Below are 21,041 nucleotides of genomic sequence, written 5' to 3' on the forward strand. Positions count from 1 at the left end.
TGGGTGGCGGCCGGGGCGCTCTGCCCCGGCCGCCACCCAGCACATCGCAGCCGCTCCAGCGTCGCAGCGGCGATCCCGCTCGCTCACCAGGAGCCGCGTCACCCATGCCACAGCCACACCCCGACCACCCCGCGTACCCCGTCGGACTGCGGCTGACCGGTCGCCTGGTCCTGGTGCTCGGCGGCGGCACCGTCGCCCAGCGCCGACTGCCCGCCCTGCTGGCCGCGGGAGCCGACATCCGGCTGATCGCCCCCGCCGTCACCCCCTCCGTCCAGGCCATGGCCGAGGCCGGCGAACTGCGCTGGGAGCGGCGCGGATACCGGCCCGGTGACCTGGCCGACGCCTGGTACGCGCTGGTCGCCACCGACGACCCCGAGGTGAACGCCGCCGCCTCCGCCGAGGCCGAGCGCGCCCGGGTGTGGTGCGTCCGCAGCGACGACGCCGGCGCCGCCACCGCCTGGACCCCGGCCATCGGCCGCAGCGAGGGCGTCACCGTCGCCGTGCTCACCGGCCGTGACCCGCGCCGTTCCGCCGCCGTACGGGACGCCGTCGTCGAAGGGCTGCGCGAGGGCACCCTGGCCGCGCCCAGGCACCGGAACCGCACGCCCGGGGTGGCACTGGTCGGCGGTGGCCCAGGTGACCCCGACCTGATCACCGTGCGCGGCCGCCGCCTGCTGGCCGAGGCCGACGTGGTGGTCGCCGACCGGCTCGGGCCGCGTGACCTGCTGGACGAACTGCCCGCCCACGTCGAGGTCATCGACGCTGCCAAGATCCCCTACGGCCGGGCCATGGCCCAGGAGGCCATCAACGGGACGCTCATCGAGCACGCCAGGGCCGGGAAGTCCGTGGTGCGGCTCAAGGGCGGAGACCCGTACGTCTTCGGCCGGGGCATGGAGGAGGCCACGGCACTGGCGGAGGCCGGCATCCCGGTCACCGTGGTCCCCGGGGTCACCAGCGCCATCAGCGTGCCCGGCGCGGCCGGCATCCCGGTCACCCACCGCGGTGTCGCACACGAGTTCACGGTGGTCAGCGGCCACCTGGCACCGGACCACCCCAAGTCGCTGGTGGACTGGGCGGGCCTCGCCCGGCTGCGCGGCACCCTCGTGCTGCTGATGGCGGTCGAACGGATGCCCGCGATCGCCGCCACCCTGATCGGGCACGGCCGGGACCCGCGTACCCCGGTGGCGGTGATCCAGGACGGCACCACCACCGCCCAGCGGCGCGTCGACGCCACCCTGGAGACGGCCGCCGACCGCATCGCCGCCACCGGCGTCCGGCCGCCCGCCGTGATCGTCGTCGGCGATGTGGTGACCGTCGCGGACCACCCGGAGGAGACCCTGTGACCGTGCCGCTGATCCCCGTCACCGACCCCGCCGACCCCCGGCTCACCGACTACACGGCACTGACCGACGTCGCCCTGCGCCGCCGCCGGGAACCCGCCGAAGGGCTGTTCATGGCGGAGGGCGAGAAGGTCATCCGCCGCGCCCTGGCGGCCGGCTACCCGATGCGCTCGATGCTGCTCACCGACAAGTGGGCCGAGGCGCTCGGTGATGTCATCACCTCCTGCGGCGCCCCCGTGTACGTCGTCACGCCCGAACTGGCCGAGCAGGTCACCGGCTACCACGTCCACCGCGGCGCCCTGGCCTCCCTGCACCGGCTGCCGCTGCCGGACCCCGCGGACCTGCTGGCCCGCTCCCGCCGCGTCGCGGTGGTGGAGGCCGTCAACGACCACACCAACATCGGCGCGATCTTCCGGGGCGCGGCGGCCCTGGGCATGGACGCCGTCCTGCTGTCACCGGACAGCGCCGACCCGCTCTACCGGCGTTCGGTCAAGGTGTCGATGGGTGCGGTGTTCTCCCTGCCGTACGCGCGGCTCGCCCAGTGGCCGCACAGCCTCACCGGGGTGCGCGAGGCGGGGTTCCGGCTGCTGGCGCTCACCCCCGACGCGCGGGCGGTGGAGCTGGCCGACGCCCTCCGCCGGGAGGAGACGGCGGAGCGGGTCGCGCTCCTGCTCGGCGCGGAGGGCGACGGGCTCACCCCGCGCGCCCTGGCCGCTGCCGATACCTGGGTACGCATCCCGATGGCGCACGGGGTGGACTCGCTGAACGTGGCCGCTGCCGCCGCCGTGGCCTTCTACGCCGTCGCCACCGCGCGGCCGCCTCAGACCGGGCCCTGACAGCCCTGGGCCGCCGCGATGCCCAGCGCCACCAGCAGCGTCACCACCACGAACACGATCAGCCGCTGCCGCAGCAGCCCGCGGTCCACCCCGCGCCGTACCGGTCCCGGCGCGGGCCGCCGGGCGGCGGGCCTCGGGGCGGGGGAGGGGCGCGGCCCCGGGGCGGCCGGCTCCGGGCGGGCGGTACGGGCCTGCTGCGGCGCTGCGGCGGGCGCGGGCACCGTGGGGCGGGGCCTGGGGCGCGGGGCAAGGGCCGTGCCGCGAGCCTCGCGGGCGGCGATCTCCTTCAGCCGGCTCGCGAGCTGGAGCGTGCTGGGCCGTTCCTGCGGGGCCTTGGCCAGGCAGGCGCGCAGCAGCGGGGCCAGCGCCGAGGGGGTGCCGCGCAGGATCGGCTCCTCGTGCACCACCCGGTAGAGCATCACCTCCGAACTGCCCTGCCCGAACGGCGAGTCGCCCAGCGTGGCGTACGCCAGGGTGGCGCCCAGCGAGAACACGTCGGTCCCCGGGGTGACGGCCGCCCCCCGTACCTGCTCGGGCGCCAGGAAGCCGGGCGAGCCCACGGCGGTGCCCACATGGGTGAGGGTGGAGGCGCCGGTGGCCCAGGCGATGCCGAAGTCGATGATGCGCGGACCCTTGGGCGACAGCAGGATGTTGGACGGCTTCAGGTCCCGGTGCACCACCCCCGCCTCGTGCACGGCGACCAGACCCTCGGCGAGCGAGGCACCGATCGCGGCCGTCTCGGCGGCCGACAGCGGGCCCTGTTCGGCGACCTTGTCGTGCAGCGAGGGCCCCGGCACGTACTGGGTCGCGAACCAGGGACGCGAGGCGTCCAGATCGGCGGCCACCAGACGGGCCGTACACCCCCCTCTGATGCGGCGCACCGCCGACACCTCGCGGGCGAACCGGGCCCGGAACTCGTGGTCCTCGGCGAGATCGGGCCGGATCACCTTGAGCGCCACCCGCTGCCCGCGCCGGTCCGAGCCGAGGTACACCACCCCCATGCCCCCCGCGCCCAGCCGGCGGTGGAGCCGGAACGCCCCCATGACCCGCGGGTCCTCGCGCCGGAGCCGCATCATCGCCATCTCTACCTCGCAGCCCGGTTCTTGTGCTGTTCAACAGCCGTCGCACAGCTTACGGACTGGGCGGCCACAACGCCGAGAAGGGCGTGCGGCGCGCGGGTCCCCTGGGGGAAACCCCTGGTGAATCCCGTCTCTCGTCCACCCTGGGGAGTAGCCCTTGGGGCCTCGCGTCATCCCCTGGGAGGCCCCGGGTTCAATACGCCGGGCTGACGCCGGGACGGGGGCCGCCGCCTAGTGTTGAGGTCAAGCGGCGGGCGCAGCACTCGTCCCCCGAGGTCACCCGCCCGCCGCTTGCCAACAACTCGACGGGAGTGGACAGATGACGCAGCTGACCGGCGGTTCGCCCAGGGCGGCACGGCGTCATCCGCTGGTCGCGGTGGCCATGGTGCTGCCGCTGGCCATCACACTCGCGGTCGTGATCGGCGGCGTCGATGCCGTCGTGACACAGGCGTCGTCCGTGGCCGGACTTCTGGGGCGCTGAACAGCGCTCCGGACCCGGGAGAGCGGCCCGGGTCGGGGACACCGGCCAACACCCCGTGGGGACGGGGGTCAGGCGGACGGCATGTGTGCCCGGGCAGCTGGGGAGCTGCCCGGGCACCGCGTACGTACACAGCCCAAGGGGCACAGACGAAGGGCCGGGAAGCCGTGCGGCTTCCCGGCCCTTGCCGGTGGTGGACGATACTGGGATTGAACCAGTGACCTCTTCCGTGTCAGGGAAGCGCTCTCCCGCTGAGCTAATCGTCCGTGTGACGCTGATCTCGCGTGCGCGATACTGGGATTGAACCAGTGACCTCTTCCGTGTCAGGGAAGCGCTCTCCCGCTGAGCTAATCGCGCGGGAAGGTCCATCAAGGACCCAGTGGACGATACTGGGATTGAACCAGTGACCTCTTCCGTGTCAGGGAAGCGCTCTCCCGCTGAGCTAATCGTCCGAGGTGGAGACGGGATTTGAACCCGTGTAGACGGCTTTGCAGGCCGTTGCCTCGCCTCTCGGCCACTCCACCGGAGGGGGCCAGGCCCCCTTCGAGCGGACGACGAGACTCGAACTCGCGACATCCACCTTGGCAAGGTGGTGCTCTACCAACTGAGCTACGTCCGCAGTGTGTATGCCCCCCGGGACGCTTGCGCTCCCTGGTGACGTCATGAACTCTAGCGGATCCGCGGGCCAGCTCAAACTCGGTGGGGCCCGTATCCGCGGCCTAGACTCGCACATGTGCACGACTTCGCTCCGCTTGCCCGCCTCGGCGGGTATCTGGCCACCGACCTGCGGGACGTCACCCGCGACCCCGCCGCCCTGGACTCCACCGGCTGGTGGGCGGTGGTCGCCGACTACGAGGGCGGCCCGCTGTGCGCCCGTTTCGGACAGGTGCGCCGCGCCCCCGCCCTCCCGGTCAGGACCGGCCGCTGGCGCGGCCCGGACCCCAGGAGCTGGCACACCTCCCTGGACCGCGCCGCCTACACCGCCGCCGTCCGCCGCATCCGCGAGCACATCGCGGCCGGCGAGGTCTATCAGGCCAACCTCTGCCGGGTCCTGACCGCCCCGCTGCCCGACCCGTCCGCCGCCGACATCGACGCCCTCACCGCGCTGCTGGCCCGCGGCAACCCCGCCCCGTACGCCGGCACCGTACGGCTGCCCGGACACGGCGTGGAGATCGCCACCGCCTCCCCGGAGCTGTATCTGCGCCGCCGCGGCCACACCGTGGAATCCGGCCCGATCAAGGGCACCGGCCGCACGGCCGCCGACCTGCTGCCCAAGGACCACGCCGAGAACGTGATGATCGTGGACCTCGTCCGCAACGACCTGGGCCGGGTCTGCGCCACCGGCAGCGTCACCGTTCCCGAACTGTGTGTCACCGAGCCCCATCCCGGACTCGTCCACCTCGTCTCCACCGTCCGCGGCGAACTCGCCCCCGGCACCGGCTGGGCCCACCTGCTCGCCGCGACCTTCCCGCCCGGCTCGGTCACCGGCGCGCCCAAGCCCAGCGCCCTGAAGATCATCGAGACACTGGAACGGGCCCCCCGCGGCCCGTACTGCGGCGGCATCGGATGGGTCGACGCCGATCGCGGCACGGGCGAGCTGGCGGTGGGCATCCGCACCTTCTGGACCGACCGCACCGGCGGCCGTCCGGTGCTGCGCTTCGGCACCGGCGCGGGTATCACCTGGGGGTCGGACCCCGAGCGGGAATGGGCGGAGACCGAACTCAAGGCCGAACGACTGCTCACGGTAGCGTCGGGCACCACGCACGAGACAGGAGAACGACACCATGGCGCTGATCTGGCTGGACGGTGAGCTGCGGGACGCCGACAGCGCGAAGGTCTCCGTCTTCGACCACGGACTCACGGTCGGCGACGGAGTCTTCGAGACGCTGAAGACCGAGCACGGCCGTCCCTTCGCGATGAGCCGCCACCTGGACCGGCTCGCGGCCTCCGCCGCCGGACTCGGCCTGCCCGAGCCCGACCGTGACGAGGTGCGCCGCGCCTGCCGGGCGGTGCTGGACAACAGCGAGCCGGTGCCCTTCGGCCGGCTGCGCATCACCTACACCGGCGGCACCTCCCCGCTGGGCTCCGACCGCGGCGACGCACCGCCCACCCTGCTGATCGCGCACGCCGAGACGGCCCGCCGGCCCGCCAGCACCGCCGTCATCACCGTGCCCTGGACCCGCAACGAGCGCGGTGCGCTGGCCGGGCTCAAGTCCACCTCCTACGCCGAGAACGTCATCGCCCTGGCCCGCGCCCACCAGCAGGCCGCCTCCGAGGCGCTGTTCGCCAACACCACCGGCGCCCTGTGCGAGGGCACCGGCACCAACGTCTTCGTCGTCCTCGACGGCGAACTGCACACCCCGCCGCTGGCCTCCGGCTGTCTGGCCGGCATCACCCGGGCCCTGGTGGTCGAATGGGCCGGCGCCAAGGAGACCGAACTGCCGATGGACGTGCTCCAGCGGGCCGACGAGGTCTTCCTCACCTCCTCCACCCGCGACGTGCAGGCCGTGCGCCGCGTCGACGACCGCGAACTGCCCGGCGCCCCTGGCCCGGTGACCGCCGAGGCGCTGCGCGTCTTCCAGGCCCGCTCCGCGGCCGACATCGACCCCTGAAAGGCGAGATGACCACCACCGTGCGGCCCAACGGGCCCGAGGAGCGCTCCGCCCACGGCGGCCGGACCCGTGGCTACGACATACGCGTCAACTCCCGCCCGGTGGGCGGCCTGCGGCTGACCCGTGTCCCCGGATACGGGCCGGCCGCGGGCCGCATCGAGGAGCTGGGCATCGCGGCGCCGCAGGACCGCCGCCGGGGGCGGGCCACGGTGGCCGCCCTGGCCGCGGAGGAGATCCTGCGCGGCTGGGGCTGCGTACGGGCCGAGGTGGACATCCCGGCCGAAGCCGCCCCGGCGCTCGGGCTGTTCACGGCGCTGGGCTACACCGAACGCAACCGCTGGCTGGCCAAGAGACCGGCCGACCAGCCGCCGCTCCCGGCGGGCAGCGCGGTCCGGCCGATGGGGGAGCGGGAGTACGCGTCCTGGCATGCGGCGGAGCGGGAGCGGCTCGCCGCCGCGCGGCGCGCGCAGGGCGCCGGGCCCGAGGACGCGGCCGCGCACGCCGACACCCTGCTCGCGGCACAACTGCCACAGGGCCACCACACCGAGGGTGCCGTGCTGCGCGTGCTCAGCCACCACGGCACCGACGTGGGCACCCTGTGGCTGACGACGGGCCCCGGACGGCTGCCGTACGGGGCGGACGGCTACGTGTACGCGGTGGAGGTCGCCGAGGCGCACCGGGGGCAGGGGCATGGCCGCGCGCTGCTGCGGGAGGCCGAGCACCTCACCACCGCCGCCGGCGGCGAACTGCTGGGCCTGAGTGTCCTCACCGACAACACCCCGGCCCGCCGGCTGTACGACTCCCTCGGCTACCGCCCGGTGGCCCTGCGGCTGCACAAGCCGCTGCTCTGACCGCGCGCGGGGTGCCGGGACGGGCGCCCCGGGCGCTCAGGCCCGGTCGAGTTCCTCCTGGGCGATCCCGCCGATCCGCTCCAGCAGTCCGTCCTGGCTCGCGCCGCCGTCCAGCCGCTGCCCGGCGATCACGTAGCTGGGAGTGCCGCGCACCCCCAGCGCCTGGCCCTCGGCCTGGTCGGCGTCCACGGCCAGCAGGTGGCGGCCGTCGATCAGTGCCGTCTCTATCTCCTCGGCGTCCACCCCGGTGGCCCGCGCCACCTCGCTCAGCACCGGCTCCCCGCGTTCGCGCAGCTCGGCCGTGCGCTCCAGCAGCGCCGTCCAGTACGCGTCGCCCCGGCCCTGCGCGTACGCCTCCTCGGCGGCCTGGGCGGCGGCCTGCGCGTGCCGGTGGCCCGGCAGCGGGAAGTGCCGCCGCCTGATCTCCAGCCGGTCGCCGAACCGCTCGCGCAGGGCCCGCAGGTCGCTCTCGGCGCGGTGGCAGTCGGGGCACTGGAGGTCGCACCACACGTCGAGCACGACGGTGCGGCCGGTTGCTTCGCTCATGCCCCCAGTCTTCCAGCCGGGCCGCCGTGGCCCGCCGCTACCCCGAATTGTCCCTGATCCCCCCGCTGCGGCCATGGCCTCCGGGAGCGACGCCAGGCAGGATGGAAGGATGCTGATCGGAACATTCTGCACCCTGCTGACCGCCGCCGGCCTCGGTGTGGCCTTTCTGGTGGCCAAGCGCCGCCGCTACGCCACCGCGCTGCGGGTGGCTGCCTTCTCGCTGCTGCCCCTGGGGCTCGCCATGACGGGTGTGGTGCGGTTCGTGCTCAACATGACCTTCAACCCGGTCGCCTGGGCGGGCCTGGGCGTCATCGGTCTCGCCGTGCTGATCTTCTTCGTCGCCGGGTTCGCGGACCGCCGCGGGGGCGGCGGTGCGGGACAGGCCGCGGCCGAGCCGGCCGCGCAGGCCCCCGCGCTGCCCGCCAAGCGTGGCCGTGCCGCCGCCGCGGCGGCGCCCGCCGATGACTTCTCGGACATCGAGGCCATCCTGAAGAAGCACGGCATATGACCAGACCCTCGAAATAGCGAATCCCCGCTCATATGAGGTGTGTTGATCGCGGAGGGGGCGGCCGCTGCGTCATGATCACCGCGACATGGCGCACTTCACCGGGGAGCAGCACGCTCCCGATCCCCCGATCCGGCCCGACACGGCCGACCGTCCCGCCCCTGACCCCGGTGATCCGGAGGCCAGGGGCTGTCTGTTCGCGCTCTCGCAGCCGCCGCTGATCCTCTTCCTCACGGTGATCGGCGTGCTGCTGCTTCTCTCGGGGGTCTATGACCGGTTCTGGTTGTGACGGCGGGGGCCTCGGCCGCGCGGCGGCCCGCCCTCCGGCCGGGGGAGGGTCAGCCGCCGCTGTGCGCGGCCGAGCGCCGCTGCCGGGCCCGGTAGGCGGCCACGTGCAGCCGGTTCCCGCAGGTCCTGCTGTCGCAGTAACGGCGCGAACGGTTGCGGGACAGGTCCACGAAGGCCCGGCGGCAATCCGGCGCGTCACAGCGCCGCAGCCGCTCCCGTTCCCCGGCGACCAGGAAGAAACTCAGCGCCATGCCGCAGTCCGCGGAGAGATGGTCGGCGACCGAGGCACCCGGCGCGAAGTAGTGCACGTGCCAGTCGTGGCCGTCGTGGTCGGTCAGCTGGGGGGTGGTGCCGGCCTTCGCGACCATCGCGTTGATCAGCTCGGCGGCCTCCCGGTCCGTCCCCGCCGCGAACACCGCCGCGAACAGCTCCCGCACCCGGCGCACTCCCGCCAGGTCCGCCTCGCTCAGGGCTCCCACCTGGACGCCGCTCAGATCGTGGGACTCGACGTAGGAGCGCAGCTGCTCCACGGTGCTCAGCGCGTCCGGCGAGCCGTCGCCGAGGGCGGTGTTCAGCAGATCCACGGTATGGGTGAGCGCACACCGGGTGTCGTGGTTGATCAGCAAGGCCGTCTCCCGGTGGGGTCAGGGGCGGGGACCCGCCCTCCCTGGCGTTCCTGCCCCCGGACTTTAGCCGCTCGGTGACACGACAGCGCCGCCGCGTGGTCCGCGACGGCGCTGTGCGCTGTGTGCGACGCCGGCCCCGCGCCGTCGCCCCGAGTCGGACGGCGCGGAGAACCGGCGGGTCTCTAGCTCTCCGCGAGAATGTGCGAGAGCTCGGTGTCGAGGTCGAAGTGCCGGTGTTCGGTGCCCGGCGGGACGGCGGCGTCGGTGCGCTTGAGGAAGGATTCCAGGGCCCGGGCGGGGGCCTCCAGCAGTGCTTCGCCCTCCGGGGAGCTGAGTGCGATGCACACGACCCCCTGGCCATGACTGCGGGAGGGCCACACCCTGACGTCTCCCGTCCCGGTGGGCCGGTGCAGCCCCTCGGCCAGGAGATCGCGGGCGAAAACCCACTCGACGGTTTCTTCGGCTCCGGTGTGAAATGTGGCGTGTACGGCGTAGGGGTCCGCCGTGTCATACCGCAGCCCCGCGGGTACAGGCAGTGAGGACTCGCTCGATACAACGAGGCGCAGGTGCAGCTCGCAGCTGACCGTGGTGTTCATAAGCGCCAGGGCCTTTCGCTCAGTGTGCGCTCGGGGATTCGCACGTCGGCGAATTCGACATGCCACGTACGCGCCGGTTGTAAACCCCTCTGTCCTATTTGCGATGCTTGACATCATTCGAATGGGTGAGTGCCATTTTGTGCACAGTCGGCTACAGAGAGCGGCGCCCCTGTCAACGAGTGATGCGCCATCCGGTGACGCCCGCCGCGCTCCGCCCCGCACTCCGGCCGGCGACGAGGGGCCGGTCGCCCGCCGGGAGTTCATTTGGTTCTGGGGCGCTGAGCTGTGTATTGTTCTTCTCGTGCCGAGGGGAACAGCCCGAAAGCACCAGCCCAGGGCGATTAGCTCAGCGGGAGAGCGCTTCGTTCACACCGAAGAGGTCACTGGTTCGATCCCAGTATCGCCCACGCCCTGGGAAGGCCGGTCCGTCAAGGACCGGCCTTCTTGCGTTGGTTGGCCGGGCTGCGCGCTCGGCCCCGCAACCGTTTCGCGGCCGGGCCAGCCCGCTCGGTACCATGCGAAATCGCAGCGAGCGCTGCGCATCGAGCAGCCGCCAACGTCAGGAGAGACCGGTGTCAGACGTCCGTGTGATCATCCAACGCGATTCCGAGCGGGAAGAGCGCGTGGTGACCACGGGCACCACGGCCGCCGCCCTCTTCGAGGGGCAGCGCTCCGTCGTCGCCGCCCGCGTCGGCGGCGAGCTGCGCGACCTCACGCACCCGCTCGCCGACGGCGACGAGGTCGAGCCGGTCGAGCTGAGCTCGAACGACGGCCTGAACATCCTGCGGCACTCCACCGCCCACGTGCTGGCCCAGGCCGTGCAGGACCTCTTCCCCGAGGCCAAGCTGGGCATCGGCCCGCCCATCAAGGACGGCTTCTACTACGACTTCGACGTCGAGCAGCCCTTCCACCCCGAGGACCTGGGCCGCATCGAGAAGCGCATGCAGCAGATCCAGAAGCAGGGTCAGCGCTTCGCCCGCCGGGTCGTCACCGATGACGAGGCGCGCGCCGAACTCGCCGCCGAGCCCTACAAGATCGAGCTGATCGGTCTCAAGGGCTCCGCCGCCGACGCGGCCGAGGGCGCCTCCGCCGAGGTCGGCGCGGGCGAGCTCACCATCTACGACAACGTGGACGCCAAGACCGGCGAACTGTGCTGGAAGGACCTGTGCCGCGGTCCGCACCTGCCCAGCACCCGGCTGATCCCGGCCTTCAAGCTCATGCGGTCCGCCGCCGCCTACTGGCGCGGCAGTGAGCGCAACCCGCAGCTCCAGCGCATCTACGGCACCGCCTGGCCCACCAAGGACGAACTCAAGGCCCACCTGGAGTTCCTGGCCGAGGCCGAGAAGCGCGACCACCGCCGCCTCGGCTCCGAGCTCGACCTGTTCTCCATCCCCGAGGAGCTCGGCTCCGGCCTCGCGGTCTTCCACCCCAAGGGCGGTGTCATCCGCAAGGTGATGGAGGACTACTCGCGCCGCAGGCACGAGGAGTCGGGGTACGAATTCGTCAATACCCCCCACATCTCCAAGGCCAAGCTGTTCGAGACCTCCGGGCATCTGCCGAACTACGCCGAGTCGATGTTCCCGCCCATGGAGTTCGAGGGCCAGGACTATTTCCTCAAGGCCATGAACTGCCCGATGCACAATCTCATCTTCCGGGCGCGCGGGCGGTCCTACCGGGAACTGCCGATGCGGCTGTTCGAGTTCGGCACGGTCTACCGCTTCGAGAAGTCCGGAGTCGTCCACGGCCTCACCCGGGCCCGGGGATTCACCCAGGACGATTCCCACATCTACTGCACCACCGAGCAGATGCCGGACGAACTCGACAGCCTGCTGACCTTCGTCCTGAACCTGCTGCGCGACTACGGCCTCAACGACTTCTACCTCGAACTCTCCACCCGGGACGACTCCGACAAGTTCATCGGTGAGCCCGAGGAGTGGGAGGAGGCCACCGAGACGCTGCGCCAGGCCGCCGGCAAGCAGGGCCTCGAACTCGTCATGGACCCGGGCGGCGCCGCCTACTACGGCCCGAAGATCTCCGTCCAGGCCAAGGACGCCATCGGCCGTACCTGGCAGATGTCCACCATCCAGGTCGACTTCCAGCAGCCCAAGCGCTTCAACCTCGAATACACCGCCGCCGACGGCTCCCGGCAGCGGCCCGTCATGATCCACCGGGCCCTGTTCGGCTCCATCGAGCGGTTCTTCGCGGTCCTGCTGGAGCACTACGCGGGTGTCTTCCCGCCGTGGCTGGCCCCCGTCCAGGCGGTCGGCATCCCGGTCGGCGACTCCCACGTGCCCTACCTGGAGGAGTTCGCCGCCGAGGCCAAGGCCGCCGGGCTCCGGTTCGACGTCGATACCTCCTCGGACCGGATGCAGAAGAAGATCCGCAACGCCCAGAAGGCCAAGATCCCCTTCATGGTGATCGCCGGTGACGACGACGTGGCCAACGGCGCGGTCAGCTTCCGCTACCGCGACGGCTCCCAGAAGAACGGCATCCCGCGCGCGGAGGCGCTGCGCGAGATCGCCGAGGCCGTCGAGGCCCGCGTCCAGGTCTGATCGCCCGCCGGCCGGCGGTCCGGGATTGCCCCGGACCGCCCGGCGGAGCCTATGCTGACCGCCTTGGCCTCCTCCCCCTCGTGGAAGAACGAAGGGAATCCCAGCCCTCGCGGACCGGACCTTTCTGCTGCACAGCCCGTTGCCGCCTGGGGTTGCCGGCGAAGGGACGGTGTGCCGCCCACGGTCTTACACAAGCTCCACAGACCTGACTTCCCACCAGCCCGGCGGTAAGCTCGGCTGACACGCTTCGTGGTCGGCCAAGCTCTTTGAGTATGCAAGCCGCGTGTCCGCTTCTTCCCTCGCCCGAAAGCGGGGGAGCCCACGAAGGAACTCAGATGAACAGCGAGCTGGAGCAGCAGATCGGGGTGGGGACGCCGGACGCGTTCCAGCGACTGTGGACCCCCCACCGGATGGCCTACATCCAGGGCGAGGGCAAGCCGCGCGGGGACGGCGCCGGTGACGGCTGCCCCTTCTGCGTCATCCCCACCAAGAGCGACGAGGACGGGCTCGTCATCGCCCGCGGCCAGCAGGTGTACGCCGTGCTCAACCTCTATCCGTACAACGGCGGTCATCTGCTGGTGGTGCCCTACCGGCACGTCGCCGACTACACCGAGCTGACCGAGGACGAGACCGCCGAACTCGCGCTGCTGACCAAGCGCGCGATGACCGCGATCCGTACCGCCTCCGGCGCGCACGGCTTCAACATCGGGATGAACCAGGGCAGTGCGGCCGGCGCCGGCATCGCCCCGCATCTGCACCAGCACGTCGTACCCCGCTGGGGCGGCGACGCCAACTTCATGCCGGTGGTCGGGCACACCAAGGTGCTGCCCCAACTGCTCGCCGACACCAGACGGCTGCTCGCCGCCGCCTGGCCCGCCGGCTGACCCGGTGCGGCCCGTCACGGGCCGTACCTCACATGTTGTACTCGTCGGCCTTACGGGGCTCGGCGGCCTGCACCGCGCCGCCCAGCGCCTGCGAACGGCCCTCGAAGCGGCTGATGTCCACGCCGTTCTCCTCCAGCACCCGGAACGCCGCCGCGTGCGCCACCCGCAGCACCGGGGTGGCCGCGCGCAGCGCGTCGTCCGCCATGAAGCGGTGCCGCCACGGCTTGCCCGCCCAGGTGTGCCGCAGACCGAACGGCTCCGGCAGTGAGATGGTGCCGCCGTAGGCGTCCAGCTTGGCCGGGAACCAGGTCAGCGGGGCGCGGGCGGCCAGCCGGACCACTTCCTTGGCGTCCACCAGCGGCAGCGGCACCTTCTTCTTCTTCCAGAACTTGACCGGATCGCGGATCTCCTTGGACTTGCCGTCCGGCCCCTTGCGGAAGAACCCGTGGATCGGCCCCAGCGCGTGCCCGGTGACCTCGATTCGCAGCGTGTGGTGCAGCACCGTGACGGTGATCATCATGGTGAGCACCAGCTCGCCGTCCCACAGCACGAACTGCACACCCAGATAGTGCCGGTCCCCGCTGTCGAACTGCTGCTCGTTGCAGATCCGCTGGACCTCGAGGTTGTCGATGCCGAACGAGTCGGCGGTGTCCCCCATGGGCCGGCTGATCGCGCCGGCGCCCTCCCCTATGTGACGGACCACCCAGTGCTTGATCGACGGGGTGGGGAAGCCACCGGTGTGCAGCGGGCCGCGCTCCAGCATCCGCAACTGGTCGTGGATGGCACGGGCGACGTCCCAGGCCCGGAACGGGTCGATCTCGCGCCCCGGGTCCTTGGGCACCAGCTCCTCGGCCAGCTGCCAGCTGCCCCAGCGCACCCCCATGCCCAGAATGCCCTGCGGGCCCGCGTAGTGGACGATGTTGCTGTTCTGCTCGGCGGCCAGCTTGGCCAGGCCCACCCGCAGCCGCTCCGCCTCCTTGTCGTTGGGGTTCTGCGGAACGGCCTCGGGGATCATCGCGCCCGAGCCGCCGCCACCCGCCAGGTCCGCCCAGTGCGCGCGCAGATTCTGCGCGGTGCGCTCGGAGATCTGCTTCGCCCAGTACCAGCCGATGATGGGCGCCGGCAGCATGCTCCACACGTACAGCCGGATCGGCCCGCCCAGCGGCACCCTGATCACCAGCAGCGCGATCAGCGCGGCGATCGCCACCAGGGTGAGGGTGCCCAGGAAGCCGGCCTGCCGGCCCTGGGAGCCGGCGAACGTGCGGCGCAGCTGGAACAGCCCGAGCCAGATCAGCACGCCCGGCAGGAACAGCACCCCGAAGATGCCCATGATGAGGGTCAGCCTGCGGTCCCGCTGCTTGCGGATCCGCTTGGCGGACAGCGCGTGCTCCACCACCGTCTGCGGATCGGCGCCGAAGGACTGCACCAGCGGCTTGCGGTCGTCCGCGATCATCCGGGTCTCCACGGCGCGGGTGAACGCCTCGCCCAGATTGGGCTCCAGCAGGGTGAACTTGCCCTTCTTCACCCCGGCGGCGTCGTTCGGCTCCTTGATGTCCTCGGGAGGCACGTCCCGGTAGGCGACCGAGGCCAGCGCCTGGCTCATCCCCGAGTGCCCGGTGCCCGCCCCGGACAGCGGCACCTGCGCGCCCGGCGCGAAGTCGAAATCAATGCCCGCCGCGTTGCGCAGATCGTCCAGCGCCGACATCGCAAACCCCCAGTCCTCACACTTCAGCCGCCCGGGTGGCCCGTTCCCCTCCGGGAGGACCGGCACACCTGCACGCCGGGGTCAGCCTAGCGGCGCGGGCCCCCGCGCCGGGCCCACAACGGCGATTTGCGGCCCGGACGACCTCGGCGCCCTTGACAGCCCGCGGCGTGACTACGATGGGGCGGCCGGTGGCCGTTCGACCATCCGGCCCGTCACCGACCCCTGGGAAGGTCATGCTCAACAAGTACGCGCGGGCTTTCTTCACGCGTGTCCTCACGCCGTTCGCCGCGCTGCTGCTGCGGCTGCGGGTCAGCCCGGACGCCGTGACCTGCGTCGGAACCGCCGGAGTGATGGCGGGAGCACTGGCCTTCTACCCGCGCGGCGAGTTCTTCTGGGGCACGGTCGTCATCACGCTGTTCGTCTTCTCCGACCTGGTGGACGGCAACATGGCCCGCCAGCTGGGCACCTCCAGCCGGTGGGGCGCGTTCCTGGACTCCACGCTGGACCGGGTCGCCGACGCGGCGATCTTCTCCGCGCTCGCGCTGTGGTTCGCCGGCAACGGCGACGACCTGCTGCTGTGCGCGGTGACCCTGGTCTGCCTGGCCAGCGGCCAGGTGGTCTCCTACACCAAGGCCAGGGGCGAGAGCATCGGGCTGCCGGTCAAGGTCAACGGGCTGGTGGAACGCGCCGAACGGCTCACCATCACGCTGGTGCTGACGGGCCTCGCCGGTTTCGAACGCACCTTCTCCGTCCCGCACATCGATGTACTGCTGCCGATCGCCCTGTGGGTGGTCGCCATCGGCTCGCTGGTCACCATCGTGCAGCGGGTGGTCACCGTACGCCGGGAGTCCGCCGAGGCGGACGCCGCGGACGCGGCCGAGGCGGCGCGGAACGGAGGGGCATGAAGCAGCGGTTGAGCGACGCGCTCTACGGCCTGGGCTGGGCCACCGTCAAACGGATGCCGGAACCGGCGGCCATGGCCCTGGGCCGGCGCGTCGCCGACACCGTGTGGCGCCGCCGCGGGCCCGCGGTGCAGCGCCTGGAGGCCAACTACGCCCGGGTGGTCCCCGACGCCTCCCCCCAGCGGCTGCGCGAGCTGTCGCGCGAGGGGATGCGCTCCTACCTGCGGTACTGGATCGAGTCCTTCCGGCTGCCGGTGTGGGGCGAGCAGCGCATCAAGGACTGCTTCTACGTGGCCGATTTCGACCTCGTCACCGACACCCTCAAGGAGGGGCGCGGCGTGGTACTCGCGCTGCCCCACTGCGGGAACTGGGACGTGGCCGGCGCCTGGCTGGTCACCGAACTGCGCATCCCGCTGACCACGGTCGCCGAGCGGCTCAAGCCGGAGACGCTGTACGACCGTTTCGTCGCCTTCCGCGAGGGCCTGGGCATGGAGGTGGTGCCGCACACCGGCGGCTCCGCCTTCGGGATACTGTCCCGCCGGCTGCGCAAGGGCGGGGTGGTCGCGCTGGTGGCCGACCGTGACCTGTCCGCCTCCGGGGTGGAGGTCGAGTTCTTCAGCGAGCCGACCCGGATGCCGGCCGGGCCCGCACTGCTCGCCCAGCAGACCGGGGCCGCGCTGTTCCCGGTCGAGCTGTGGTACGACGAGACCAAGGTGATAAAGGGTCGGGTCCACCCCGCCGTCGACGTCCCGGAGCAGGGCACCCGCGCCGAGCGGACCGCCGTCATGACCCAGGCGCTGGCCGACTCCTTCGCCGCCGGCATCGCCCGGCGCCCGCACGACTGGCACATGCTCCAGCGGCTGTGGCTGGCCGATCTCGAACCGCGCCCCGGCGAGGCGGGCGCCGCACAGCGGGAGGACCGCGCGGCATGAGAATCGGCATCGTCTGCCCCTACTCCTGGGATGTCCCGGGCGGGGTGCAGTTCCACATCCGCGACCTGGCCGAGCACCTGATCCGGCAGGGCCACCAGGTGTCCGTGCTGGCTCCGGCCGACGAGGACACCGTGCTGCCGCCGTACGCGGTGGCCGCCGGGCGGGCCATCCCGGTGCCGTACAACGGCTCCGTGGCCCGGCTCAACTTCGGTTTCCTGTCCGCCGCCCGGGTACGCCGCTGGGTGCACGACGGGGACTTCGACGTGCTGCACGTGCACGAGCCGGCCGCGCCCTCGCTGGCCCTGCTGACCTGCTGGGCCGCCAAGGGCCCGATCGTGGCGACCTTCCACACCTCCAACCCGCGCTCGCGGGCGATGGCCACCGCCTATCCGATCCTCCAGCCCGCGCTGGAGAAGATCAGCGCCCGGATCGCGGTCAGCGAGTACGCGCGCCGCACGCTGGTCGAGCATCTGGGCGGCGACGCCGTGCTGATCCCCAACGGGGTGGACGTCGGCTTCTTCGCCGACGCCGAGCCCAAGGCGCAGTGGCAGGGCGGGACGATCGGCTTCATCGGCCGGATCGACGAGCCCCGCAAGGGCCTGCCGGTGCTGATGCGGGCGCTGCCCAAGATCCTCGCCGAACGCCCGGAGACCCGGTTGCTGGTGGCCGGGCGGGGCGACGAGAAGGAGGCCGTGGCCTCGCTGCCCGCCGAGATGCGCTCCCGGGTGGAGTTCCTGGGCATGGTCAGCGACGAGGACAAGGCCCGGCTGCTGCGCAGCGTCGATGTGTACATCGCGCCCAACACCGGCGGCGAGTCCTTCGGGATCATCCTGGTGGAGGCGCTGTCCGCGGGGGCACCGGTGCTGGCCAGCGATCTGGACGCGTTCGCCCAGGTGCTGGACGGCGGCGCGGCGGGGGAGCTGTTCCCCAACGAGGACGCGGACGCCCTCGCCGCCGCGACGCTGGCGCTGCTGGGCGACCCCGAGCGCCGGGAGGCGCTGCGCGCGTACGGCAGCCGCCATGTCCGGCGTTTCGACTGGTCCACGGTCGGCAACGACATCCTGGCGGTCTACGAGACGGTCACCGCGGGCGCCGGTGCGGTCGCCCCCGACGACCGGGTCGGGCTCCTGGGGCGGCTGGGCCTGTCCCGGGAGAGCAGGGAGCCCAAGGAGGCGAAGGACAGCAGGGAATCCGGGGACTCCAAGGAGTAGTCGCGTCCGGCGCCGCGCCGGGTGCCCGATAGGGTGACCGGCCGTGACTCTTCTCAGTTGGCCCCTGTGGATCGCCCTCGCGCTGGTGCTGGCCGGCGTGTACCTCAGCTGGACGGCCGGACGGCTGGACCGGCTGCACGCCCGGATCGACGCGGCCCGCGCCGCGCTCGACGCGCAGTTGCTGCGCCGCGCCTCCGTCGCCCAGGAGGTGGCGACCTCGGGCATCTTCGATCCGGCCGCCTCCATGGTGCTCAACCAGGCCGCGCACGCCGCGCGGCAGGCCGAGGACGAGCAGCGCGAGGTCGCCGAGAGCGAGCTGAGCCAGGCGCTGCGCGCGGTCCTGGGGGAGAACGACCAGGTCGAGGCGGTGCGCGAGGCCCCGGGCGGTGAGGACACGGTGCGCGAGCTGGAGGCCGCGGTGCGCCGGGTGCCCATGGCGCGGCGGTTCCACAACGACGCGGTGCGGGCGGCCCGTGCGCTGCGCCGTCACCGTACGGTGCGCTGGTTCCGGCTGGCCGGGCACGCGCCCTTCCCGCTCGCCTTCGAGATGGACGACGAGCCGCCGGCCGCGCTGACCGCCGCAGGCCACTGACCACGGATTGGCCCTTGCCGCACGACCGGCCACCGGGTGTCATCGCATCCGGTGGCCCCGGTCACCGCCCGGGAACCGGGCCGTTCGTGGCTCCCGCCCGCCCGGGCCTACGATGGTCATGTCGCATTATTAACTGCCGAGTGAGGTCAATTCGTGTCCAGCACGTCCCCCAGCACCCCTCAGACCCCCGAGACCGGCACCGCCCGCGTCAAGCGCGGCATGGCCGAGCAGCTCAAGGGCGGCGTGATCATGGACGTCGTCACCCCCGAGCAGGCGAAGATCGCCGAGGACGCCGGAGCGGTCGCGGTCATGGCCCTGGAGCGGGTGCCGGCCGACATCCGCAAGGACGGCGGGGTCGCCCGGATGTCCGACCCCGACATGATCGACGGCATCATCGAGGCCGTCTCCATCCCCGTGATGGCCAAGTCCCGCATCGGCCACCTCGTGGAGGCCCAGGTACTGCAGGCGCTGGGCGTGGACTACATCGACGAGTCGGAGGTGCTGACCCCGGCCGACGAGGTCAACCACACCGACAAGTGGTCCTTCACCACCCCCTTCGTCTGCGGTGCCACCAACCTCGGCGAGGCCCTGCGCCGGATCTCCGAGGGCGCCGCCATGATCCGCTCCAAGGGCGAGGCCGGCACCGGCAACGTCGTCGAGGCGGTCCGGCACATGCGGCAGATCAAGGGCGACATCGGCCGGCTGCGCTCCCTGGACAACCACGAGCTGTTCGCCGCGGCCAAGGAGCTGCGCGCCCCGTACGAGCTGGTCCGCGAGGTCGCCGAGCTGGGCAAGCTGCCCGTCGTGCTGTTCTCCGCCGGTGGTGTCGCCACCCCCGCCGACGCCGCGCTGATGCGCCAGCTCGGCGCCGAGGGCGTCTTCGTCGGCTCCGGCATCTTCAAGTCCGGCGACCCGGCCCAGCGCGCCGCCGCCATCGTCAAGGCCACCACCTTCTACGACGACCCCAAGGTCATCGCCGAGGTCTCCCGCGGCCTGGGCGAGGCCATGGTCGGCATCAACATCGACACCCTGCCCGAGACCGAGCGCTACGCAGGGCGCGGCTGGTAAGCGCGATGACTGCGACACCCTCCACGAGCACGCCCACCGCCCCGGTGGTGGGCGTGCTCGCCCTCCAGGGCGACGTGCGCGAACACCTCGCCGCGCTCACCGCCGTGGGCGCCGAGGCCAGGGCCGTCCGCCGCCCCGCCGAACTCGACGCGGTGCAGGGCCTGGTGCTCCCCGGCGGGGAGTCCACCACGATCTCCAAGCTGGCCACCGCCTTCGGCCTGCTGGAGCCGCTGCGCGAGCGGGTACGGGACGGACTGCCCGTCTACGGCTCCTGCGCCGGCATGATCCTGCTCGCCGACAAGATCCTCGACCCGCGCTCGGGCCAGGAGACCATCGGCGGCATCGACATGATCGTGCGCCGCAACGCCTTCGGCCGGCAGAACGAGTCCTTCGAGGCCGCCGTCGACCTCGAAGGGGTGAGCGGCGGCCCCGTGCACGGCGTGTTCATCCGCGCACCGTGGGTGGAGTCGCTGGGCGCCGGCGCCACGGCGCTGGCCCGCCACGAGGGCCATCCGGTCGCGGTACGGCAGGGAAACCTGCTGGCCACGGCCTTCCACCCGGAGCTGACCGGCGACCACCGGGTCCACGCGCTGTTCACCGAGATGGTGCGGCGGGCGGATTGACCGGCTGGCGGTAGGATCTCCGGCACTGGTTTCTGTTGGTGACATCTGAAGGAGCAAGGCTGTGTCCGGCCACTCTAAGTGGGCTACCACGAAGCACAAGAAGGCCGTGATCGATGCCAAGCGCGGCAAGCTCTTCGCCAAGCTGATCAAGAACATCGAGGTCGCGGCCCGGACCGGCGGTGCCGATCTGGACGGCAACCCCACGCTGTACGACGCCGTGCAGAAGGCGAAGAAGAACTCCGTCCCCAACACCAACATCGACCGCGCCGTCAAGCGCGGAGCCGGTCTTGAGGCGGGCGGCGCCGACTATCAGACGATCATGTACGAGGGTTACGGTCCCAACGGCGTCGCGGTGCTCATCGAGTGCCTGACCGACAACCGCAACCGGGCCGCCTCGGACGTGCGCGTCGCCATGACCCGCAACGGCGGCTCGATGGCCGACCCGGGCTCCGTGTCGTACCTGTTCAACCGCAAGGGCGTCATCATCGTCCCCAAGGCCGACCGCGCCGAGGACGACGTGCTGGACGCCGTGCTGGAGGCCGGGGCCGAGGAGGTCAACGACCTCGGCGAGTCCTTCGAGGTGGTCAGCGAGGCCACCGACCTGGTCGCGGTGCGTACCGCCCTCCAGGACGCCGGCATCGACTACGACTCGGCCGACGCCAGCTTCCTGCCCACCATGCAGGTGGAGCTGGACGAGGACGGCGCGCGCAAGATCTTCAAGCTGATCGACGCGCTGGAGGACAGCGACGACGTGCAGAACGTCTTCGCCAACTTCGACGTCGCCGACGACATCATGGCGAAGGTCGACGCCTGAC

The 21,041-nt window shown here is 72.1% G+C and carries 22 protein-coding genes and 6 tRNA genes; 18 read left to right on the plus strand and 10 right to left on the minus strand.

Features of this window, described 5'->3' with window-relative positions; all coding sequences use genetic code 11:
- Nucleotides 1-104 precede the first annotated feature (104 nt).
- Both cobA and H7827_RS26800 read left to right on the plus strand, forming a co-directional pair.
- Nucleotides 105-1,343, plus strand: a complete 1,239-nt coding sequence (gene cobA, locus H7827_RS26795) for a uroporphyrinogen-III C-methyltransferase (RefSeq protein ID WP_432747647.1) — start codon at nt 105-107, stop codon at nt 1,341-1,343.
- Nucleotides 1,340-2,176 carry a TrmH family RNA methyltransferase gene (locus tag H7827_RS26800; RefSeq protein WP_432747648.1) on the plus strand — a complete coding sequence of 279 codons (837 nt, stop codon included), beginning with the start codon at nt 1,340-1,342 and terminating at the stop codon, nt 2,174-2,176. Before cobA ends, H7827_RS26800 begins: the two co-directional genes overlap by 4 nt.
- On the opposite strand, the gene H7827_RS26805 is transcribed toward H7827_RS26800, so the two are convergent.
- A complete protein-coding gene (locus H7827_RS26805) occupies nt 2,161-3,258 on the minus strand; it encodes a serine/threonine-protein kinase (RefSeq protein ID WP_390125173.1) in 1,098 nt (365 codons plus the stop codon). The genes H7827_RS26800 and H7827_RS26805 overlap by 16 nt on opposite strands.
- A gap of 316 nt (nt 3,259-3,574) precedes the next feature.
- Between H7827_RS26805 and H7827_RS26810 the strand changes: the two genes are divergently transcribed.
- Nucleotides 3,575-3,736: a hypothetical protein gene (locus H7827_RS26810; protein WP_200368377.1), complete on the plus strand. Its 162-nt coding sequence runs from the start codon at nt 3,575-3,577 to the stop codon at nt 3,734-3,736.
- A 188-nt stretch (nt 3,737-3,924) separates the two neighbouring features.
- Here the strand turns inward: H7827_RS26810 and H7827_RS26815 are convergent.
- From H7827_RS26815 to H7827_RS26835, 5 genes are all read right to left on the minus strand, one after another.
- Nucleotides 3,925-3,999: transfer RNA gene (locus H7827_RS26815), tRNA-Val, on the minus strand.
- 19 nt (nt 4,000-4,018) lie between these two features.
- Nucleotides 4,019-4,090: transfer RNA gene (locus H7827_RS26820), tRNA-Val, on the minus strand.
- A gap of 23 nt (nt 4,091-4,113) precedes the next feature.
- Nucleotides 4,114-4,185 (minus strand) — tRNA-Val (locus H7827_RS26825).
- A 1-nt stretch (nt 4,186) separates the two neighbouring features.
- A tRNA-Cys gene (locus tag H7827_RS26830) sits at nt 4,187-4,257 on the minus strand.
- A 22-nt stretch (nt 4,258-4,279) separates the two neighbouring features.
- Nucleotides 4,280-4,352: transfer RNA gene (locus H7827_RS26835), tRNA-Gly, on the minus strand.
- Between the two features lie 114 nt (nt 4,353-4,466).
- Here H7827_RS26835 and H7827_RS26840 point away from each other — a divergent pair.
- The 3 genes from H7827_RS26840 to H7827_RS26850 are packed head-to-tail and all read left to right on the plus strand — an operon-like array spanning nt 4,467 to nt 7,196.
- A complete protein-coding gene (locus tag H7827_RS26840; RefSeq protein WP_386541442.1) occupies nt 4,467-5,543 on the plus strand; it encodes a chorismate-binding protein in 1,077 nt (358 codons plus the stop codon).
- Nucleotides 5,518-6,345, plus strand: a complete 828-nt coding sequence (locus tag H7827_RS26845) for an aminotransferase class IV (RefSeq protein WP_432747649.1) — start codon at nt 5,518-5,520, stop codon at nt 6,343-6,345. The genes H7827_RS26840 and H7827_RS26845 overlap by 26 nt, the downstream gene beginning before the upstream one ends.
- A gap of 8 nt (nt 6,346-6,353) precedes the next feature.
- A complete protein-coding gene (locus tag H7827_RS26850) occupies nt 6,354-7,196 on the plus strand; it encodes a GNAT family N-acetyltransferase (RefSeq protein ID WP_432747650.1) in 843 nt (280 codons plus the stop codon).
- Between the two features lie 36 nt (nt 7,197-7,232).
- Here H7827_RS26850 and H7827_RS26855 read toward each other — a convergent pair whose 3' ends face one another.
- Entirely contained in the window at nt 7,233-7,742 is a 510-nt protein-coding gene (locus H7827_RS26855) for a DsbA family protein (protein ID WP_364243844.1), read from the minus strand.
- A 109-nt stretch (nt 7,743-7,851) separates the two neighbouring features.
- On the opposite strand from H7827_RS26855, the gene H7827_RS26860 reads away from it, so the two are divergent.
- Both H7827_RS26860 and H7827_RS26865 read left to right on the plus strand, forming a co-directional pair.
- The gene (locus H7827_RS26860; RefSeq protein ID WP_386541448.1) at nt 7,852-8,250 is read left to right on the plus strand and encodes a hypothetical protein; all 399 of its coding nucleotides are present in this window, start codon (nt 7,852-7,854) and stop codon (nt 8,248-8,250) included.
- Nucleotides 8,251-8,335: 85 nt separating this feature from the next.
- A complete protein-coding gene (locus H7827_RS26865; protein ID WP_386541463.1) occupies nt 8,336-8,536 on the plus strand; it encodes a hypothetical protein in 201 nt (66 codons plus the stop codon).
- 49 nt (nt 8,537-8,585) lie between these two features.
- Here H7827_RS26865 and H7827_RS26870 read toward each other — a convergent pair whose 3' ends face one another.
- A complete protein-coding gene (locus H7827_RS26870) occupies nt 8,586-9,161 on the minus strand; it encodes a CGNR zinc finger domain-containing protein (protein ID WP_200368383.1) in 576 nt (191 codons plus the stop codon).
- A 182-nt stretch (nt 9,162-9,343) separates the two neighbouring features.
- Nucleotides 9,344-9,757, minus strand: a complete 414-nt coding sequence (locus H7827_RS26875) for an SsgA family sporulation/cell division regulator (RefSeq protein WP_003959770.1) — start codon at nt 9,755-9,757, stop codon at nt 9,344-9,346.
- 335 nt (nt 9,758-10,092) lie between these two features.
- Between H7827_RS26875 and H7827_RS26880 the strand changes: the two genes are divergently transcribed.
- The 3 genes from H7827_RS26880 to H7827_RS26890 all read left to right on the plus strand — a co-directional run bounded on the left by H7827_RS26880 (nt 10,093) and on the right by H7827_RS26890 (nt 13,193).
- A tRNA-Val gene (locus H7827_RS26880) sits at nt 10,093-10,164 on the plus strand.
- A gap of 165 nt (nt 10,165-10,329) precedes the next feature.
- Nucleotides 10,330-12,309 carry a threonine--tRNA ligase gene (thrS, locus tag H7827_RS26885; RefSeq protein WP_386541451.1) on the plus strand — a complete coding sequence of 660 codons (1,980 nt, stop codon included), beginning with the start codon at nt 10,330-10,332 and terminating at the stop codon, nt 12,307-12,309.
- Between the two features lie 335 nt (nt 12,310-12,644).
- Nucleotides 12,645-13,193 (plus strand): HIT family protein, encoded by a 549-nt coding sequence (locus tag H7827_RS26890; protein ID WP_432747651.1) that lies wholly within the window; start codon nt 12,645-12,647, stop codon nt 13,191-13,193.
- 28 nt (nt 13,194-13,221) lie between these two features.
- Here the strand turns inward: H7827_RS26890 and H7827_RS26895 are convergent, their stop codons facing one another.
- Nucleotides 13,222-14,898, minus strand: a complete 1,677-nt coding sequence (locus H7827_RS26895) for a hypothetical protein (protein ID WP_386541455.1) — start codon at nt 14,896-14,898, stop codon at nt 13,222-13,224.
- Nucleotides 14,899-15,131: 233 nt separating this feature from the next.
- On the opposite strand from H7827_RS26895, the gene pgsA reads away from it, so the two are divergent.
- From pgsA to H7827_RS26930, 7 genes are all read left to right on the plus strand, one after another.
- Entirely contained in the window at nt 15,132-15,803 is a 672-nt protein-coding gene (pgsA, locus tag H7827_RS26900) for a phosphatidylinositol phosphate synthase (RefSeq protein WP_386541457.1), read from the plus strand.
- The gene (locus H7827_RS26905; protein WP_432747652.1) at nt 15,800-16,732 is read left to right on the plus strand and encodes a phosphatidylinositol mannoside acyltransferase; all 933 of its coding nucleotides are present in this window, start codon (nt 15,800-15,802) and stop codon (nt 16,730-16,732) included. The genes pgsA and H7827_RS26905 overlap by 4 nt, the downstream gene beginning before the upstream one ends.
- On the plus strand, nt 16,729-17,943 hold the full coding sequence (locus H7827_RS26910) for a glycosyltransferase family 4 protein (RefSeq protein ID WP_432747654.1): 1,215 nt from the start codon (nt 16,729-16,731) through the stop codon (nt 17,941-17,943). Before H7827_RS26905 ends, H7827_RS26910 begins: the two co-directional genes overlap by 4 nt.
- 43 nt (nt 17,944-17,986) lie before the next feature.
- Nucleotides 17,987-18,535 (plus strand): hypothetical protein, encoded by a 549-nt coding sequence (locus tag H7827_RS26915; protein ID WP_386541462.1) that lies wholly within the window; start codon nt 17,987-17,989, stop codon nt 18,533-18,535.
- A 153-nt stretch (nt 18,536-18,688) separates the two neighbouring features.
- On the plus strand, nt 18,689-19,603 hold the full coding sequence (gene pdxS, locus H7827_RS26920; RefSeq protein ID WP_030727176.1) for a pyridoxal 5'-phosphate synthase lyase subunit PdxS: 915 nt from the start codon (nt 18,689-18,691) through the stop codon (nt 19,601-19,603).
- A gap of 5 nt (nt 19,604-19,608) precedes the next feature.
- Nucleotides 19,609-20,226, plus strand: a complete 618-nt coding sequence (pdxT, locus tag H7827_RS26925; RefSeq protein WP_386541639.1) for a pyridoxal 5'-phosphate synthase glutaminase subunit PdxT — start codon at nt 19,609-19,611, stop codon at nt 20,224-20,226.
- A gap of 61 nt (nt 20,227-20,287) precedes the next feature.
- Entirely contained in the window at nt 20,288-21,040 is a 753-nt protein-coding gene (locus tag H7827_RS26930; protein ID WP_030727170.1) for a YebC/PmpR family DNA-binding transcriptional regulator, read from the plus strand.
- Nucleotide 21,041: the final 1 nt, after the last annotated feature.

This window comes from Streptomyces sp. JH002 (assembly GCF_050916115.1).
GTDB lineage: Bacteria > Actinomycetota > Actinomycetes > Streptomycetales > Streptomycetaceae > Streptomyces > Streptomyces xiamenensis.